Source organism: Polynucleobacter bastaniensis (assembly GCF_018882205.1).
Classification (GTDB): domain Bacteria; phylum Pseudomonadota; class Gammaproteobacteria; order Burkholderiales; family Burkholderiaceae; genus Polynucleobacter; species Polynucleobacter bastaniensis.
In genome coordinates this window covers 236,618-253,052 of record NZ_JACVOU010000002.1, presented here as the reverse complement: position 1 = coordinate 253,052, position 16,435 = coordinate 236,618, and the positions used below count along the sequence as shown (strand labels likewise).

The 16,435-nt window shown below is 46.4% G+C and carries 19 protein-coding genes and 2 tRNA genes; 4 read left to right on the top strand and 17 right to left on the bottom strand.

Annotated elements, in window-relative coordinates:
* Position 1 precedes the first annotated feature (1 nt).
* Complete coding sequence (locus ICN22_RS04395) at positions 2-268, top strand: hypothetical protein (RefSeq protein ID WP_216169066.1); 267 nt, start codon at positions 2-4, stop codon at positions 266-268.
* A 99-nt stretch (positions 269-367) separates the two neighbouring features.
* Here ICN22_RS04395 and dnaB read toward each other — a convergent pair whose 3' ends face one another.
* The 6 genes from dnaB to ICN22_RS04365 all read right to left on the bottom strand — a co-directional run bounded on the left by dnaB (position 368) and on the right by ICN22_RS04365 (position 5,590).
* Complete coding sequence (dnaB, locus tag ICN22_RS04390; RefSeq protein ID WP_369411568.1) at positions 368-2,818, bottom strand: replicative DNA helicase; 2,451 nt, start codon at positions 2,816-2,818, stop codon at positions 368-370.
* An 83-nt stretch (positions 2,819-2,901) separates the two neighbouring features.
* Entirely contained in the window at positions 2,902-3,354 is a 453-nt protein-coding gene (gene rplI, locus ICN22_RS04385) for a 50S ribosomal protein L9 (protein WP_216169065.1), read from the bottom strand.
* Positions 3,355-3,367: 13 nt separating this feature from the next.
* Positions 3,368-3,640, bottom strand: a complete 273-nt coding sequence (rpsR, locus tag ICN22_RS04380) for a 30S ribosomal protein S18 (RefSeq protein ID WP_011902267.1) — start codon at positions 3,638-3,640, stop codon at positions 3,368-3,370.
* A gap of 13 nt (positions 3,641-3,653) precedes the next feature.
* Positions 3,654-3,947 carry a primosomal replication protein N gene (priB, locus tag ICN22_RS04375; RefSeq protein ID WP_215308021.1) on the bottom strand — a complete coding sequence of 98 codons (294 nt, stop codon included), beginning with the start codon at positions 3,945-3,947 and terminating at the stop codon, positions 3,654-3,656.
* A 59-nt stretch (positions 3,948-4,006) separates the two neighbouring features.
* The gene (gene rpsF / locus ICN22_RS04370) at positions 4,007-4,381 is read right to left on the bottom strand and encodes a 30S ribosomal protein S6 (RefSeq protein WP_215304752.1); all 375 of its coding nucleotides are present in this window, start codon (positions 4,379-4,381) and stop codon (positions 4,007-4,009) included.
* Positions 4,382-4,513: 132 nt separating this feature from the next.
* Positions 4,514-5,590, bottom strand: a complete 1,077-nt coding sequence (locus ICN22_RS04365; RefSeq protein ID WP_216169064.1) for an asparaginase domain-containing protein — start codon at positions 5,588-5,590, stop codon at positions 4,514-4,516.
* Positions 5,591-5,651: 61 nt separating this feature from the next.
* On the opposite strand from ICN22_RS04365, the gene lexA reads away from it, so the two are divergent.
* A complete protein-coding gene (gene lexA / locus ICN22_RS04360; protein ID WP_216169063.1) occupies positions 5,652-6,371 on the top strand; it encodes a transcriptional repressor LexA in 720 nt (239 codons plus the stop codon).
* Positions 6,372-6,466: 95 nt separating this feature from the next.
* Here lexA and ICN22_RS04355 read toward each other — a convergent pair whose 3' ends face one another.
* The 5 genes from ICN22_RS04355 to uvrC form a co-directional block, all read right to left on the bottom strand.
* A complete protein-coding gene (locus ICN22_RS04355; protein WP_216169062.1) occupies positions 6,467-6,925 on the bottom strand; it encodes a hypothetical protein in 459 nt (152 codons plus the stop codon).
* A gap of 94 nt (positions 6,926-7,019) precedes the next feature.
* Positions 7,020-7,093: transfer RNA gene (locus ICN22_RS04350), tRNA-Cys, on the bottom strand.
* A gap of 50 nt (positions 7,094-7,143) precedes the next feature.
* Positions 7,144-7,219 (bottom strand) — tRNA-Gly (locus ICN22_RS04345).
* 117 nt (positions 7,220-7,336) lie between these two features.
* Entirely contained in the window at positions 7,337-7,912 is a 576-nt protein-coding gene (gene pgsA, locus ICN22_RS04340) for a CDP-diacylglycerol--glycerol-3-phosphate 3-phosphatidyltransferase (protein WP_216169061.1), read from the bottom strand.
* 36 nt (positions 7,913-7,948) lie between these two features.
* Entirely contained in the window at positions 7,949-9,889 is a 1,941-nt protein-coding gene (uvrC, locus tag ICN22_RS04335; protein ID WP_216169060.1) for an excinuclease ABC subunit UvrC, read from the bottom strand.
* Between uvrC and earP the strand changes: the two genes are divergently transcribed.
* Both earP and efp read left to right on the top strand, forming a co-directional pair.
* Complete coding sequence (earP, locus tag ICN22_RS04330) at positions 9,888-10,967, top strand: elongation factor P maturation arginine rhamnosyltransferase EarP (RefSeq protein ID WP_216169059.1); 1,080 nt, start codon at positions 9,888-9,890, stop codon at positions 10,965-10,967. The genes uvrC and earP overlap by 2 nt on opposite strands.
* Before the next feature lie 87 nt (positions 10,968-11,054).
* Positions 11,055-11,615, top strand: coding sequence for an elongation factor P (gene efp / locus ICN22_RS04325; protein WP_215304765.1), 561 nt, complete (start codon positions 11,055-11,057; stop codon positions 11,613-11,615).
* Between the two features lie 49 nt (positions 11,616-11,664).
* On the opposite strand, the gene nagZ is transcribed toward efp, so the two are convergent.
* The 6 genes from nagZ to rnc are packed head-to-tail and all read right to left on the bottom strand — an operon-like array spanning position 11,665 to position 16,432.
* Positions 11,665-12,753, bottom strand: a complete 1,089-nt coding sequence (gene nagZ / locus ICN22_RS04320) for a beta-N-acetylhexosaminidase (protein ID WP_216169058.1) — start codon at positions 12,751-12,753, stop codon at positions 11,665-11,667.
* Positions 12,754-12,797: 44 nt separating this feature from the next.
* Positions 12,798-13,190 (bottom strand): holo-ACP synthase, encoded by a 393-nt coding sequence (gene acpS / locus ICN22_RS04315; RefSeq protein WP_216169057.1) that lies wholly within the window; start codon positions 13,188-13,190, stop codon positions 12,798-12,800.
* A 15-nt stretch (positions 13,191-13,205) separates the two neighbouring features.
* Positions 13,206-13,949, bottom strand: a complete 744-nt coding sequence (gene pdxJ, locus ICN22_RS04310) for a pyridoxine 5'-phosphate synthase (protein ID WP_216169056.1) — start codon at positions 13,947-13,949, stop codon at positions 13,206-13,208.
* A gap of 12 nt (positions 13,950-13,961) precedes the next feature.
* Positions 13,962-14,696 carry a DNA repair protein RecO gene (recO, locus tag ICN22_RS04305; RefSeq protein WP_216169055.1) on the bottom strand — a complete coding sequence of 245 codons (735 nt, stop codon included), beginning with the start codon at positions 14,694-14,696 and terminating at the stop codon, positions 13,962-13,964.
* Positions 14,697-14,702: 6 nt separating this feature from the next.
* Positions 14,703-15,638 (bottom strand): GTPase Era, encoded by a 936-nt coding sequence (gene era, locus ICN22_RS04300; RefSeq protein ID WP_216169054.1) that lies wholly within the window; start codon positions 15,636-15,638, stop codon positions 14,703-14,705.
* A 2-nt stretch (positions 15,639-15,640) separates the two neighbouring features.
* Positions 15,641-16,432 (bottom strand): ribonuclease III, encoded by a 792-nt coding sequence (gene rnc / locus ICN22_RS04295; protein ID WP_216169053.1) that lies wholly within the window; start codon positions 16,430-16,432, stop codon positions 15,641-15,643.
* Between the last annotated feature and the right edge of the window lie 3 nt (positions 16,433-16,435).

Sequence of the window (16,435 nt, the reverse complement as noted above, 5' to 3'; positions counted from 1 at the left end):
TATGAAGAAAATCATCATCGCTTTAACTATTGCATTTAGCTTTGCAATTCCATCTTTTGCTTTTGCAGATCAAGCAGCCTGTGAAGCCAAAGCAGTTAGCAAAGACGGTAAGCCGCTCTATGGTGCTGCTAAAGATGCATCTATTAAGAAATGTATGGGCGATGCCAAGCCCAATGATTGCGAAGCTAAAGCACTAAGCAAAGACGGTAAGCCGCTCTATGGTGCTGCTAAAGCTGCATCCATCAAGAAGTGTGAAGGCGGCAAGTAAATACCTTTTCCATCAAGTTAAAAAGCCTCGCAATGCGAGGCTTTTTTTATTCTTAATTACTGTTTATATATTACTACTGCTTATTATTTTTCTTCTGTATTAGAACGGCTCATAGCCACCAGAAGAATAACCCACCGATCCCATCGCCAAATTATCAAACTTGGTATACGGACCTTGCCAGCTTAAGCGCACTGTACCAATTGGTCCATTACGCTGCTTACCAATAATGATCTCCGCCATGCCTTTATCCTGAGTGGTATCTGGGTGATACACCTCATCACGGTAGATGAACATAATTAAGTCGGCATCTTGCTCGATCGCGCCGGACTCACGTAAATCAGACATGATTGGGCGCTTATTAGGGCGTTGCTCAAGACCGCGATTTAACTGTGAGAGGGCAACAACTGGGCACTGTAACTCTTTTGCAAGTGATTTGAGTGAGCGTGAGATCTCAGAAATCTCAGTAGCACGATTCTCAGAACCAGAGCCGCTCATCAACTGCAAGTAATCAATCACAACCAGGCCAAGTGTTCCACCAAAGTTACGCGCAATACGACGTGCGCGTGCACGCAACTCTAGACTGGAAAGAGCACCAGTCTCATCAATCAAAATTTGGGTATTACTCAAGCGGGCAATGGCATCAGTAACACGCGGCCACTCGTCATCTTGCAGCTTACCGGTACGCATACGACTTTGGTCCACGCGACCTACCGAACCTAATAAACGGGATGCCAATTGCTCACCTGACATCTCCATTGAGAAAACAACGACTGGTAAGCCTTCGGCTAATGCAACGTTCTCTGCGATATTGAGGGCAAATGCAGTGTTGTGGGTCACTACGTAATCATTTGTTATGTAGGTTCTGTCTGGGTGGCTAACAGAGATACATTGGGCCTCAGTCACTCTGGATGGCTCAATACTTTTAAAGGTAAGTCTGCGTTGGCGATCCCACGTTGATCTGAGTCTTTCTTTCTTCTCAGGCAAAGTGAATACCTGGAAGCCAGGAGCAAAACTCATATTTAAAACATAAGCTAAACGACCCTGCTTCTTCTCACCTTTGTAGGTATAGCTTGACTGTTTTTGCGCGATTGAGCAAAAGCCGCCTAATGATCTAGCTAAAGAGGCTACGTCTTCTGATAACTGCTTACTTGCCGTACAAAAACGAATAGATCCCCACTTCTCAATCCAGCCATCAGTGTCCATCAAGCCCTGAAACAGCGCGAGACGAGAAGTCTTATTCGCCTCGAGATAAGTCGCAGGAATATATTTATCAAAGCTTCTGCAGCCGAGAACGCCTATATCTTGTAAGGCAGAGCGGAAGTAATTTGTTGGTACAGACTGACGTTGGCCATTGGCAGAAATTCTGGCTTTAGAAACCAATCTCCAGTCATATGCGTTGGCATGAACCATCTCCATCTCATAGCCAGCTAGAGCATTCATGCGCTCAATAAGTTCCGGAGACTTGGTCGAGAACATCACGCTGCCGTGAGATAAGGCCAGAGTTCCATCACCGAGTAATGCACCTAACACCCAAGGGTTTATTGGCAATGTATTTGAATGACCAAAATCACCTGAAACAGGATCGATCCACAGACGGTTCTTGTAGCGAACATAAGAAAGCATTTCCATTAAACGCGCAGTATTAATGACTTTGGGCGCATCCCAATCGCGGTACATGACGCGCCAGAGATGTTCATCGCAGCACTCAGCTTCACGACCATCAGAGAAAGTGACTTTGTAAATCTGTTTAATGCCTTGCGGATAGACACCAGTCACCATGGAATGCTGACCATCTACAGAGGCCAGGCGATCGCCAAAAAGCAAGTCGCCCATCAACTTCCAGCCGTCAACCGTTTTTACTTTGGCATCTAGTGGCTGTGCTTTACCCATCGATGGTCTACCAGCAACAATCACCAAGTCGCCTTTTTGCAGACCACTGGTTTGTTTATCTAGATCAATAAAGCCAGTTGCAATACCGGTGATATCACTTCCGCCCTGACGGTTGTAGAGTTCATCAATACGAGCGACAACAGTTTTAAGTAATGGCTCGATCTCGAGGTAGTCGGCTTTGCGACTGCCCTCTTCACCAATTTGCAGAATGCGCGACTCTGCTTCATCCAAAAGCGTTCTCACTGAACGGCCTTCTGGAACAAATGCCGAGTTCACAATATTGTCAGACACTTCGATTAGGCGACGCAGGATGCTACGATCACGAACAATGTCGGCATAGCCTTTAATGTTAGCTGCACTTGGAGTGCTTTGCGCTAATGAATTGAGGTAATCAATACCAACTAGGTCACCGCCCTGCTCGGACTTAACAGCCTCATGAACAGTAATGACGTCAGCGGGATGATTGTCGCCAACTAAACGCTGAATGACCTTATAGATCAGAGCATGTTCAGGACGATAGAAATCTTTATCAGTTAACACACCACCTAGGCGATCCCAGGCTGTGTTATCGATCAGTAGACCGCCGAGCAAAGATTGCTCGGCTTCTACAGAATGCGGCGGTACTTTTAAAGCCTGCAAGGCTTGATCCCCAGAACCCATCATGCCAGGATTTGACATGAGGGAACGTGAGCGGGATTCAGCCATGAGGCTTGCGATTTATTAAAAAACCGAAGATCTAAAACTTACGCTTGCTCGCCAACTACACGGATAGTGATGTCAGCCACTACATCGGTATGAACAGATACCGCTACAGGGTGATCACCAACCATCTTCAACGGGCCAGTAGGCATACGTATAGAAGCTTTTTCGATTACAAAGCCTTTTGCTTTCAAAGCATCAGCGATGTCATGATTGGTTACAGAACCAAACAAACGACCGTCAACACCTGCTTTTTGACCGATTTCGAGAACCAAGTCTTTGAGCTTTGTGCCAACTGCTTGCGCAGCAGCCAATTTCTCAGCAGCTAACTTTTCCAACTCAGCGCGACGTACTGCAAAGTCAGCGATGGCTGTTTCAGTTGCACGACGAGCTTTGCGTTGGGGGATTAGGAAATTACGAGCGTAACCGTCTTTAACACGAACGATGTCACCGAGGTTGCCCAGGTTAATTACTTTTTCTAAAAGAATGATTTGCATTGAGGGCTCCCAATTATTTCTTGTGTTGATCGGAGAATGGCAACAAAGCCAAGTAACGAGCACGCTTGATAGCAGTGTCTAACTGACGCTGATATTTAGCTTTTGTGCCTGTCAAACGTGCAGGAGTGATCTTGGCGTTTTCGCCAATGAAGTCCTTCAATGTGTCTACATCTTTGTAGTCAATCTGTTCTACGCCAGCAACAGTGAAACGGCAATAACGCTTACGCTTAAACAATGGGTTCTGAGCTGGTTTCTTTTTGAAATCGGGTTTCTTTCCAAACGCCATGATGATTTCCTCTTTAATTTTTCAATTGAATATGGGTGATATGGAAAACAAGTCTTTGATTACGTAGAGTCTTGGGTGCTAAGAATCCTTCAAATACTGCCTCGGCTCCTAAATCCATTTGCTCTAAGCCCTTTTGTATCGGACCAATTGCTATGGCTTCAACACTCATCTGAATTTTCCTAGCCACTCCTACCTCGTTCACTTCGCCGCTATGTTCTAGTTGGCAATGCATCACCGGTATTCCTGCTGGTGTAAATCGAATCGCGTCTTTAGATACCAAGAATGCAGTTAGGGTGAAATGATTCAACGCCGCTCCGTCACTCTGATACGTTTTCTAGTCTGTGTATTCCTCTTCAAATTTCTAACTTAAGCCGCTACTACAGGAGCGTCGGATTGAGCTGATTTGCGCGCTTCTTCACGTTGCACTTCTTTCATCATGATGGAAGGCTCTGTTTCAGCTTTCTTCGTCTTGATGATGAGGTGACGCAAAACAGCATCGTTAAATTTAAATGCATGCTCGAGCTCGTCCAGAGTTTTCTGGTCGCACTCAATGTTCATGCAAACGTAATGGGCTTTAGCAAGTTTATCGATCATATAAGCCATCTGACGACGACCCCAATCTTCCATACGATGAATTTTGCCGCCAGCAGCAGCTAATGTCGCTTTGTAGCGATCGATCATCGCAGGCACTTGCTCGCTTTGGTCCGGATGGACGATAAAGACGATTTCATAATGACGCATCTAACACTCCTTAAGGATAAAGTCACCTGAGCATCTTGCTAACTTCCGATGGTTTTAAAGTTAGCGCCAGTGTGACAAGGTAGTAACAAATTGTAGGTAAAACTAACTACACATATTTACAGCTTTTAGTCCCTACCGAATTTCAGGTAAGTCCGTTATTCTAGCAAAAAAATCCTGCCAAGTCAGGGGTTTACCTGCTTTATTTGCCTGCTTTGCTGCATTTAGAGCCAATTGGAGGGCAATTCTGGCTCGAGGTCCTGTTAAACCCCCTGAAGCACAACATCCAGGCGCATCTGCCTCGGGAATATTGTGCACAGTAGTTCCTGCACCCGTTCTAGTCGTCCTGACCAGAGCAATGCCCTGAGTCATCGCCTGGTCCAAAGGTTTAATCCAGTCATCATGAAAGCCGCCCTGCCCCGAACCAGCAAGCACAAAGCCTTGAACAGCGCTACTGAGCCAATGGCTGATGGTTTCAGGACGAGCACCCGCATGACTAGTCAGAATCTCCACCCAAGGCCACTCGCCCTCCTGCGGAATAGGTAAATCCTCATTCCAAGCAGCCTGTACGGCCTTCACGCCAGATAACCAAGATGGATTAATTAGGCCTACCGAACTCGATGGGGCATTTTGTAATGGTGCATTCAAAGCCGTAGCGTGGCGCTTAGCTAAATCCATTGCCATACATCCACGTCCATCCATCACTGCATAAACGCCACCAGGACAGTTATCAATAGGTGTGGAAGCCCAGCGCAAGGCATCCAATAGATTTGAGGGTCCATCAGCTCCAGGTACATTACTCGGGAGCATAGCCCCAGTCAAAATAACCCTCTTAGACTGAGTCTGCGCTAACTTTCCACAGGTTGCCTGCAAAAATAAGCCTGTTTCCTCAATCGTATCGGTGCCGTGGGTGATCACAATTCCCCTCACAGAAGCATCTAGCAGAGCCTCTCTTACAGAATGCCCGAGCACGGTAAGGTGAGCATCAGTCAGATTGCGGCTGTTGATATTAGCCAGTTGACGCGAAACCAGCCTTAGCTCTGCAGGAACCACTGACTGAACCTGGGCTACTAAAGCGTCAACCCCGACTTGGCCGGCCTTGTATTGAAGCGGGCTTTCTTTCGGATTGGGTGCGAGGCCTGCAATGGTGCCTCCCATGCCTAAAACCAGAAGATGGGGTGTATTTTCAGAAATGTTGGGTTTTGAGCTCATTCCTCCATTATCCGCCTCTAAATTGCTTGAATATTCAAAAAGTGCTGTATACAATCCCAGTATGGATATAAATACAGTCGATTTTCCAGAGGAGCTGACTGCCCTCCCCAAACTCACCTCACGTCAAAGTGAGATTTTGGAATTGATTACCAAGGCGATTGATGAAAGCGGTTCCCCCCCAACACGCGCTGAAATTGCGGCGCAACTGGGCTTTGCTTCTGCCAACGCTGCTGAGGAACACTTACGCGCATTAGCAAAAAAAGGGTATATCGAACTGACACCGGGAACGTCCCGCGGCATTCGAATTCCGCAACGATTTAATCAAACGCACAATCCCAATAAATATCGTCAGATGTCATTACCTTCTGGCGCCCTTCAGCAACTCACACTGCCACTCATTGGTCGTGTTGCTGCAGGCTCTCCAATCATGGCTGTTGAGCATATTGAAAAACAAGTGCCAATTGATCCAAGCTTGTTTAGTAAAGGTGCTGATTACTTACTGAAGGTGGTAGGTATGAGTATGCGCGATGCTGGCATTCTGGATGGTGACTATCTTGCAGTACGAAAAACTTCCGAGGTTCGTAACGGCGATATCGTGGTTGCGCGCTTAGATGATGAAGTCACTGTAAAACGTTGGAACCAAAAGAAAACTGCGGATGGCATGGTGATTGAATTACAAGCCGAGAACCCAGACTTCAAAAATATTTTGGTAGACAGACGTCAACCGAACTTTGCGGTTGAAGGTCAAGCTGTCGGTCTAATCAGGGCTGGCGGACTCTGATCCTAGACTACTAAAACGAAAGGCCTCTATATGAGGCCTTTTTCAACTGCAGAGCGGAACTACAGCATTCTTTTTACTCAATTTTTTTCTATTATTTATTTTTTACTAGGCGCAACTACATTTGCATTCTTTGGAGACGCAGTAATAGTGATGATTGTCTTTGGGCCAGTGAATGGACCTTCATTTAATTCTACGGTTGAGGTGCGATCACCTTTAGTGAAAACCAAAATGCTCGTTTTTGATTTCACTGCACTCACGGTAGTCCAGCCTACCCTAGGGTATTCAGATTGGAAGAATGCATAAATATCTGTTGGGGTTTGCACACCAGATAAAACAACACGCCCTACCCAGTTATCGCCGCGACCAATAATCAGTGAATCAGAGCCAATAATTTTTGATGCTGCGGGCAATGGCATATCACCCAAGAGTTGCGATTGAATTTCTTGGACTTCACTAGACGTACCTGTTGGAGAGTCACCGGAAGATGCACATCCACCCAGTAGAGCAGATAAGACTAAGCAAAGCGCATTAAGTTTTAGAGTTTGAAATGTCATTGTTTACCTTGATAACCCAAAGTGGTTAACGCATTAGAGCTTACAGCATTTGTAAGTATTTTAGGCTACACGCTTCATTCGTCAAATCAAATGCTGGAGGCGCGTGAGGGAATCGAACCCCCGTACGAAGCTTTGCAGGCTCCTGCCTAACCACTCGGCCAACGCGCCATATGCTTGAATCAAAAATGGGAAGCTTTTTTAGGGCTTCCCATCGAACTTGGAGCGGGAAAGGAGGTTCGAACTCCCGACCTATACCTTGGCAAGGTATCGCTCTACCAGCTGAGCTATTCCCGCATAACAGGGCAACAGTTTAGCAAACAATTTGAGAGAGCGCATTATTCATGAGCAAGGCTATCTACCAGCAAGGCTCACATTTAGACTAAGTCCTTATCAGTAATGGGTTTGTAGACCTTACTTAGCTTTTTCAACCAACTGAGGCAAAGCCTTTTTCATGTAATAGAACATTGACCAAAGTGTCAAAAAGGATGCAATCCAGATTAACCAAGTACCCACTTGTGCGCAATTTAGCCAACCAAATATGGTGTCGTTCAACAATAAAAATGGAATCGCTACTAGTTGTGCAGTGGTCTTAAGTTTACCAACCATGTGTACAGCAACACTTTTCCCTGCGCCTAAGAGCGCCATCCACTCTCTCAAGGCGGAGATGGTAATTTCACGCCCAATGATGATAAGGGCAACCCAAACCTGAACACGATCCATGTTGAGGAGAACCAACAATGCAGCGGCAACAATTAACTTATCCGCTACCGGGTCTAAGAATTGACCGAACGCCGACTCTTGTTTCATTTTGCGAGCTAAGTAACCATCTAACCAGTCAGTTACTGCTGCAAAAACAAAAATGACTGTGGCTGTGAGATTCTTTTCAAAAGGAGTTAGCCAGCTATCAGGCAAATAGAACACTGCAACGACCAGCGGAATGGCGGCAACACGCAACCAGGTCAGGGCAATGGGTAAATTAAAAGGCATAGCTCAAGCATAAACTAATGCGAGCGTGCTGGGTAATCAATGGAGCTGCCTATAGATTTGCTCTGCCAATGCAGTGGATATTCCCTCAACACTGGAGAGCTCTTCGATGGTGGCATTGGAAACACCACGCAAACCCCCGAAACGGGCTAATAATTTTTGACGGCGTTTCGCTCCGATACCCTCAATCTCCTCCAACTGAGAAACTGTCCTCGCTTTTGCACGCTTAGCGCGCATGCCCGTAATGGCAAAGCGATGCGCCTCATCACGGATTTGCGCTACTAATAACAAAGCCGCACTATCGATACCGAGTTCGAACGATTTCCGTCCGTCCGCAAAAATGAGCGTCTCAAGACCTACCTTACGCCCTTCCCCTTTAGCAACACCAACAATCAAGCTGATATCCATACCAAATTCAGAGAGAACTTGTCTTGCCATCTCAACCTGACCTTTGCCACCGTCAATCAAAATCACTTGCGGCATCTTCTCAATAGGAAACTCTTGAAAGTTCACATAACGGCGCTGTAAGACCTGACGCATTGCTGCGTAATCATCACCCGGTGTAATGTCATTAATGTTAAAACGGCGATATTCACTAGGCTGCATCGCATTTTTGGAATACACCACACAAGAAGCTTGCGTAGCCTCACCGGATGTATGGCTAATGTCAAAACACTCGATACGCAACTGCTCAAGACTTTCTAATTCCAAAACTAAAACATCAGCTAGTGCTCGCGCTCTCGCTAGTTGTCCACCAGTCTCGACCAAACGCTTCGCTATCGCAATCTTGGCATTACCCTCAGCCATCGCCAACCAATGTCGCCTCTGACCTTGTGGTTGATGAAGGAAAGTAATACACTTACCAGCCTGAGCATTGAGTAAATCATGCAAACCTTCTGGAATTTCTTGCTCGACACCATCTTCAGTAATTTCTTCTGATACCGCGATATCATCCACCAACTTTCTCAATGGGTGATTCAGAATGAGTACAGGTGGAATTAAATTGGTGGTCGCCTCACCATCACCTGACTTCTCCTCAAGGTAATGCTGAGCGATAAAGGCTTCTAAGATTTCTGCGGGGGGTGGCAACTCTCCCGAGCTTGAACGCAAGCCTTTCGGGAAATAGGCCCGATCACCTAAATGGCGACCACCACGAATCATTGCGAGATTGACGCAGACCACACCTTCCATTTGAGCTACAGCGATGACATCAACATCACCTTCGCCATCAGCAACGGTGTCCATCGACTGCTGTTGCAAGACACTAGAAAGATCGGCAATACGATCCCTTAGTACTGCAGCCATTTCAAATTCCATAGCATCACTGTAAGCGTGCATCTTTTTTTCAAGCTCAGAGAGTACTCGACTATGGTCACCCTCTAAGAAACGTTTTGCCTGTGCTACGTCCTGCCCATATTGCTCCGCATTCAGGCGACCGACACAAGGTGCACTACAACGATGAATTTGATGCAATAAACAAGGACGGCTCCGGTTTTTAAAAACAGAGTCTTCACAAGTTCTCAGACGAAAGACTTTTTGCAAAATCTGCACGCTATTGCGCACCGCCCATGAATTTGGGAATGGTCCAAAGTAGTGATTGCGCTTATCCGTTTTCCCTCGATAGGAGGCTAGACGTGGAAACTGGTGTCCCGTCAACATCACATAGGGATAGGACTTATCATCTCGGAAGAGAATATTAAATGGAGGAGCTAACTCCTTAATTAAATTGTTCTCTAGAATTAAGGCTTCGGTTTCTGAGCGTGTTACTGTAGTTTCGTAGCGGACAATTTTTCCCACCATCAGTTCTATCCGTGGTGAAAGCGGAGTTCGCTGGAAGTAACTAGATACCCGCTTTTTGAGGTTGCGCGCTTTTCCGACATACAGAATATGTCCTGCCTCATCAAAGAAGCGATACACCCCCGGCAATCCGGGTAGCCGTTTAACATCCTGCTGAAGGGTTTCAAAAAGCGAATTGCTCATGCGTTGGGATATTTTCTGTCAAATCGTAGACAACTATGGTGATGCCGGTGTTTGCTGGCGCCTAGCGAGAAGCTTAACAAGTCTTCATGGCCAAGACGTGCGCATTTTCTGTGACAATCTCCCAACCCTTAATTTACTCGCTTCTGGGGTTGACCCAGAAATCAATCGTCGTATCGACGTCCAACCCTGGGAAGCGAGTCATAACAATAGCCGCCACCCTGTTGAGGCACCCGATGTAGTGATTGAGGCGTTTGGATGCGACCTTCCCGATCGCTACCTTGCAGGCCTACTGATTGCCCCCAAAAAACCCATCATCATTAATCTGGAGTATTTAACTGCAGAGCCCTGGATAGTGAACTTTCATCAGAGAGCATCTCCGCAGGCACACGGTATTCCGAAATACTTTTTCTTTCCAGGTTTTCAGGCTAATGCGGGCGGCATTTTGACTGATCCAATTCCTCAGGAGTCATCATTGACTGCGCAATTGATTCCTGAGAGCCTCGGGATAAGCTGGAAGCTATTGCGACCTAATGCAAAACGCATTAGTGTTTTTTGCTACCCAGGTGCGCCGCTCCTCAAATGGTTAGAAAATCTAGCAACATTAGATAAGAACTTCGACATTGTGTTGACTCATGGCCAGCTTGAGCAATTGCAGTTCAGCTCAGGTCACCCTACTAAAGCAATTAGCCTACCTAACTCCATTCAACTAATCTCAATTCCTTTTGTCTCTCAAGATGAATATGATTGGACTCTCTCTCAATGCGACTTTAATATTGTTCGGGGTGAGGATTCTTTTGTCCGAGCGCAGTTGGCTGGCAAGCCCTTCATCTGGCATATCTACCCCCAAGCAGATCGTGCCCATGAAACCAAGTTGGCTGCATTTTTAGATCTCTATCTTGAAGATGCACCTCAAGAGCTTAAACACGCCGTCATTGAAGCAATGACTTGGACAATGCCCAGCAAGTGGCATGAATCAATTGATGAATGGAACACCCATTCCAAGGCTTGGCGAGCAGATTTACTTGAAAAACAAAGCGATGGTGGCCTGGCTGCTCGTCTAATGCGCTTTGTAGCCTGATCTTAGGCGAAATACGCCTGCGGGCGGTTACAATCTTGTTTTTGATAAAAACCGCAGAAAATCAGCTCTGCACCCAGGAATAGCAAGATGAAAACAGCACAAGAACTCCGCGTTGGTAACGTAGTCATGATCGGCACTGATGCCATGGTCGTTTTAAAAGCAGAATACAGTCGCTCAGGCCGTAACTCCTCAGTTGTGAAAATGAAATTTAAGAACTTGTTAACTGGTGCGCCTAACGAAGGCGTATTCAAAGCAGATGACAAGTTCGATGTAGTGATCTTGGATAAGAAAGATTGCACCTACTCTTACTTTGCAGATCCAATGTATGTATTTATGGATACCGAGTACAACCAATATGAAGTAGAAGCTGAATTCATGGGCGATGCATTGCATTACCTCGAAGAAAGCATGCCTTGTGAAGTGGTGTTCTACGAAGGTAAAGCACTATCAGTAGCCATGCCGAACTCTTTGGTTCGTGAAATCATTTACACAGAGCCAGCAGTTAAAGGTGATACCAGCTCTGGCAAAGTATTGAAGAATGCAAAATTGGCTACCGGCTATGAATTGCAAGTGCCATTATTCTGTAACACTGGTGACAAGATCGAGATCGATACGCGCACTGGTGAATATCGTAGCCGCGCTAACTAATTAGCTCGCTCGATAAGTAAAAGCCCGGTACGCCGGGCTTTTTTATTTCCTAAGAAATGAGCTTCAACTGCTGGAGCAAGCCTTTAGCATGCTGGTATTGCGCTTCGGATTGCAGCTCATCCCAGGCGGGAGCTGTGGAAGTAGGCATCAAGCGATTTAATCGAGTAGCAGATTCAGCTTGTTTTGCTTTAGAGACTTTCAACTGACTGAGTAATTGATCTGCGAGATCGGGGCGATTGCAAATCAATACTGCATCGCATCCTGCCTCAAGCGCCATGTCGGCGCCCTTCACCACAGAACCAGCGACACTGGCGCCCTCCATGGAAAGGTCATCACTAAAGATCACACCTTCAAATCCCAACTCTTGACGCAAGATGGAGTGTAGCCAAACCTTAGAAAACCCTGCTGGGTTTTTATCTACTTGCGGATAAATTACATGCGCCGGCATTACGGCAGTCAAGCTCAGATCTAACCACTCATAAGGCTTGGCATCCTCATTCAGAATGATCTCTAGTGGACGCTCATCCACTGGAATAGCCACATGAGAATCCGCCTCTGCCCAGCCATGACCTGGAAAATGCTTTCCGCAATTTGCCATACCCGCGAGTCGTAGGCCCTCATTCAAACTCTTAGCCAATGCAAAGGTAATTTGTGGATCACGACTAAATGCACGATCGCCGATTACACCGCTACGACCAAAGTCTAAATCCAGGACAGGAGTAAAACTAAAGTCCACACCACAAGCTCTTAACTCGGCAGCCAGGATATATCCACAGGCGGTAACTGCAGCCATAGCGATGGCGGCTGATTCAGCGGCATGTTTTGATTTATCTGTTGATTTATTTTTAGCCCCCCAAAGCTCGCCAAGCTTACGCATAGCAGGCAAATGGGTAAAGCCATCAGTCCTGCAGCGCTGCACTCGTCCACCTTCATGATCAATCGAGATCAATACATCAGAGCGGATTTTTTTAATCTCTGCAGTGAGTTTGGTGAGCTGCTTGCGATTAGCAAAATTTCTGCCAAACAAAATCACGCCACCGGTAAGGGGGTGCAAGATGCGACGACGATCCTCTGCATTTAATTCGAGACCAACAACATCTAATGTAACTGGGCCTGGTTTCATAGTCAGCGTAGCCATGGATTCCTCGAAATTTTTTGTTTTATATACTTTTGAGAGTGGTTTTATTTTTGAACCACGATGACATGGGCTATTGCCATATCTTGCTCATCACTAACAGTGACCTGAGCTTCCCAGTTCTTTTCCTGCATAAATTGCGCGAGCGCCCCCAGATAGGAGGTAGCCGGCTTACCGCTAGGCTCATTGAGTGTTTGCAAAGAGCGCCAGGTCATGGGCATTCTCATACCCAAGCCAATGGCTTTGGAGAAAGCCTCTTTTGCAACAAAGCGCGTTGCCAAAAAAGCAATGCCCCGCTTGTGATTTCTGGCTAAGCGATGTTTAAAAACCAATATCTCATCTGGGCCCAGAATTTTTTCAGCAAGGCGACCATTAGTGCGATCGTAAGCAGCTTGAAGCCGCTCAATTTGTAAGATGTCTGTGCCTATACCAATGATCATTTGATGTTAAATATCTTAAGCTTTAGACCTACCCTGAACCATCAGGTACTTCATATCCGTGATTGCCTTTTGCCAACCTTTAAAGAGTGCTTCAGCAACAATAGCATGCCCGATATTAAGCTCGGATAGCTCGGCAATGCCAGCAACTGGAATAACATTGCCCTCATGCAAGCCATGGCCAGCATTGACTCGTAAGCCAATGCTTTTTCCAAACTGCGCTGCTATTCTAATCCGCTCCAGCTCTTGCTTCTGTTGATCACCAGACAGATCTGCGTAACGACCAGTATGTAACTCGATGACTGTGGCACCTGCATCTTTTGCAGCTTGAATTTGCCGCTCTTCTGGATCAATAAAAAGTGAAACCCGTATGCCAGCAGCTTTTAATTGTGTAGTGGCAGCCTTGACTGCTTCAAAGTGACCCACGACATCTAAACCACCCTCTGTAGTCACCTCTTCACGCTTCTCAGGAACAAGGCAAACATCATGTGGCTGAATATGACAGGCGATGTTAATCATCTCTGGAGTAACAGCACATTCCAGGTTCATACGCGTCTGAATCAAAGGGCGAAGCGCCATTAAATCTGCATCTTTAATATGACGACGATCCTCACGCAAATGCAAGGTAATTAAATCAGCACCCGCCTCTTCTGCCAATCGAGCGGCTTTTAACGGGTCGGGGTAGACCGTGCCACGAGCATTACGTAAGGTGGCAACGTGGTCGATATTAATACCAAGTTCAAGGATATTGGAGTTACTCATATTTGTAGATTACTAGATTTTCTTGAGGTCAATCAAAATCTGACGGGTAGTGAGCACCTGATCTTGCAGGTGCAAGCCCAACAAAAAGCGCATCAACTGCTTACTCTCAGAAAGCGTTTCCTGATCAGAAAAGTCTCCCGCTGCAATAGCCAATAGAGATTTACCACTCAAGACTGGCCAATGGCCTGGATCATCTACCTGTACAGGCCTAACACCACGCTCCGGCTGATAGATGTACTGTTCTTGTGAGACTGGAGCGCTGTGGGTTTCAACACAGTAGTCTAATGCCGCTGCATATCCAGTCTCCTGCAAGAGTGTTAGCTCAAATGGGCGCAAAATTTCTTCTAGACCCTTGGATTGAAATTCGAGATTAGATAAGGCGGAGATGGTATCGGTGTAATGGTCATAGAGTTTTTCATAGTCGTCTTCACGCGCCAGAAACTTCACTAACAACTCATTGAGATAGAAGCCGCAGAGCAAGGCATCGCCTACCAAAGAGGGCGTACCACCAACCCACTCTGACTTTGTTAAAGTACGCAGCTCAGACTTGCCGCTCCAAGAAACCAATAGTGGTTGAAAACGCTGTAAGACAGGACGCAACACCGAGTGCGGGCGTTTAGCACCTTTGGCAATCAGTGCCATACGGCCATATTGCCGTGTAAAGACATCCAGAATTAAGCTAGTTTCCTTATAAGGAATACTGTGCAATACAAAAGCGGGTTCGTCAGCAACACGAATGGAGGCCATGGCTACTTACTCTAGTCCCTGCGCCCGTAATTCAGCACGATCATCTGCCCAGCCACGTTTGACCTTAACCCAGGTCTCCAGAAAGACTTTGCCGTCAAAGAGCTTTTCCATATCAATGCGTGCATCGGTAGAGATCTTCTTCAGGCGCTCACCCTTGGCACCAATAATCATCGCCTTATGGCTATCGCGATCAACCAAAATCGTTGCTGCGATACGTCGCATCTTGCCATCCATCTTGAACTGATCAATCACTACCGTGCTGGTGTAAGGCAATTCCTCACCAGTAAAGCGAAAAACCTTCTCACGCAGGATCTCAGCGGCCAAGAAACGCTCACTGCGATCAGTAATAGTGTCACCATCGTAAACTGCGGGAGCTTCAGGTAAATAGCCCTCAAGTACGTCTAATAATCTTTCAATATCCCCTGGGCTCTTAGCGCTCATCGGGACGATTTCAGCAAACTCACACTTCTGATCTTCATGACCACCTAATTCACACCAAGGCTGGCTCATTTCTTTCATGAAATTGAGTAAAGCCTGATCGCGCTCAGAGGGAGTCTGAAAGCGGCTATTAAATAGATCCAATTTATTTAACACTAAGACAGCGGGTAAGTCATCTGGCAGTAATTTCAAAACCTTCTTGTCATCCTCACCAAAGTAACCAGCCTCAACTACAAAGCAAGCCACATTCACATCTTGCAGAGCTGTGGTTACAGTGCGGTTCAAGGCCTTGTTGAGGGTATTCATCAAACGCGTCTGAAAGCCCGGAGTATCAATGAAAATGAATTGTGCTTCTTTGCGATTCTGAATACCTAAAATACGATGACGCGTAGTTTGTGCCTTACGCGAGGTAATACTAATCTTCTGCCCAACTAAGGCATTTAAGAGAGTTGATTTACCCATATTAGGACGGCCAACAATGGCGATAGTGCCGCATCTAAACACGATTAGCCCTTCAGCTTAAGATTTAATTGCTCTTCAGTTACCACTTTTTTAGCTGCCTTCTTTTTGGCGGACCGAGTCTTTTTGGGTTTACCTAGCGCCTGTGGCAAAGCCTTCAGTGCTGCAATGAGTGCTAGCTTTGCCGCAGCCTGCTCTGCCGCACGTCGAGAGGGGCCCTCACCTTTCACGGCAACGTTCAGGTTTGGTATTAAACATTCCACTTCAAACTGCTGATTGTGGGCTGCGCCACTAGTGCCAGTGACGTTATAGGTAGGCAGCGGCAGCTGATAGCTTTGCAAACACTCCTGTAACAAAGTCTTATCATCTTTGCCCAAGGTTTTGGGATCAACGTTAGCCAGGATGATAGTGTAGAGCTTACGCAAACAGGCCTTGGCAGCATCAAATCCACCATCTAAGAATATTGCACCAGTGACTGCCTCAAGCGTATCAGCCAGAATAGATGGCCGACGGAAGCCGCCGCTCTTTAATTCTCCCTCGCCTAAACGTAGGTAGTCAGACAGCGAAAGAGTTTGAGCGATCTCATAGAGTGCCTGCTGCTTAACCAGATTAGCCCGCACGCGTGAAAGATCGCCTTCATCTAGATCGGAATAACGCTCATAGAGCATTTCAGCAACAACGCAATTGAGAATCGAATCACCCAGAAACTCGAGGCGCTCATTATTTTTCTTGCTATGGCTGCGGTGCGTTAGGGCTTGATTGAGCAGCTCTAGTTTTTTAAACGTATAACCTAATTGCGCTTGCAGCGGTGCAGTTTCGATAGCGGCGCGGGCGTTCATAGT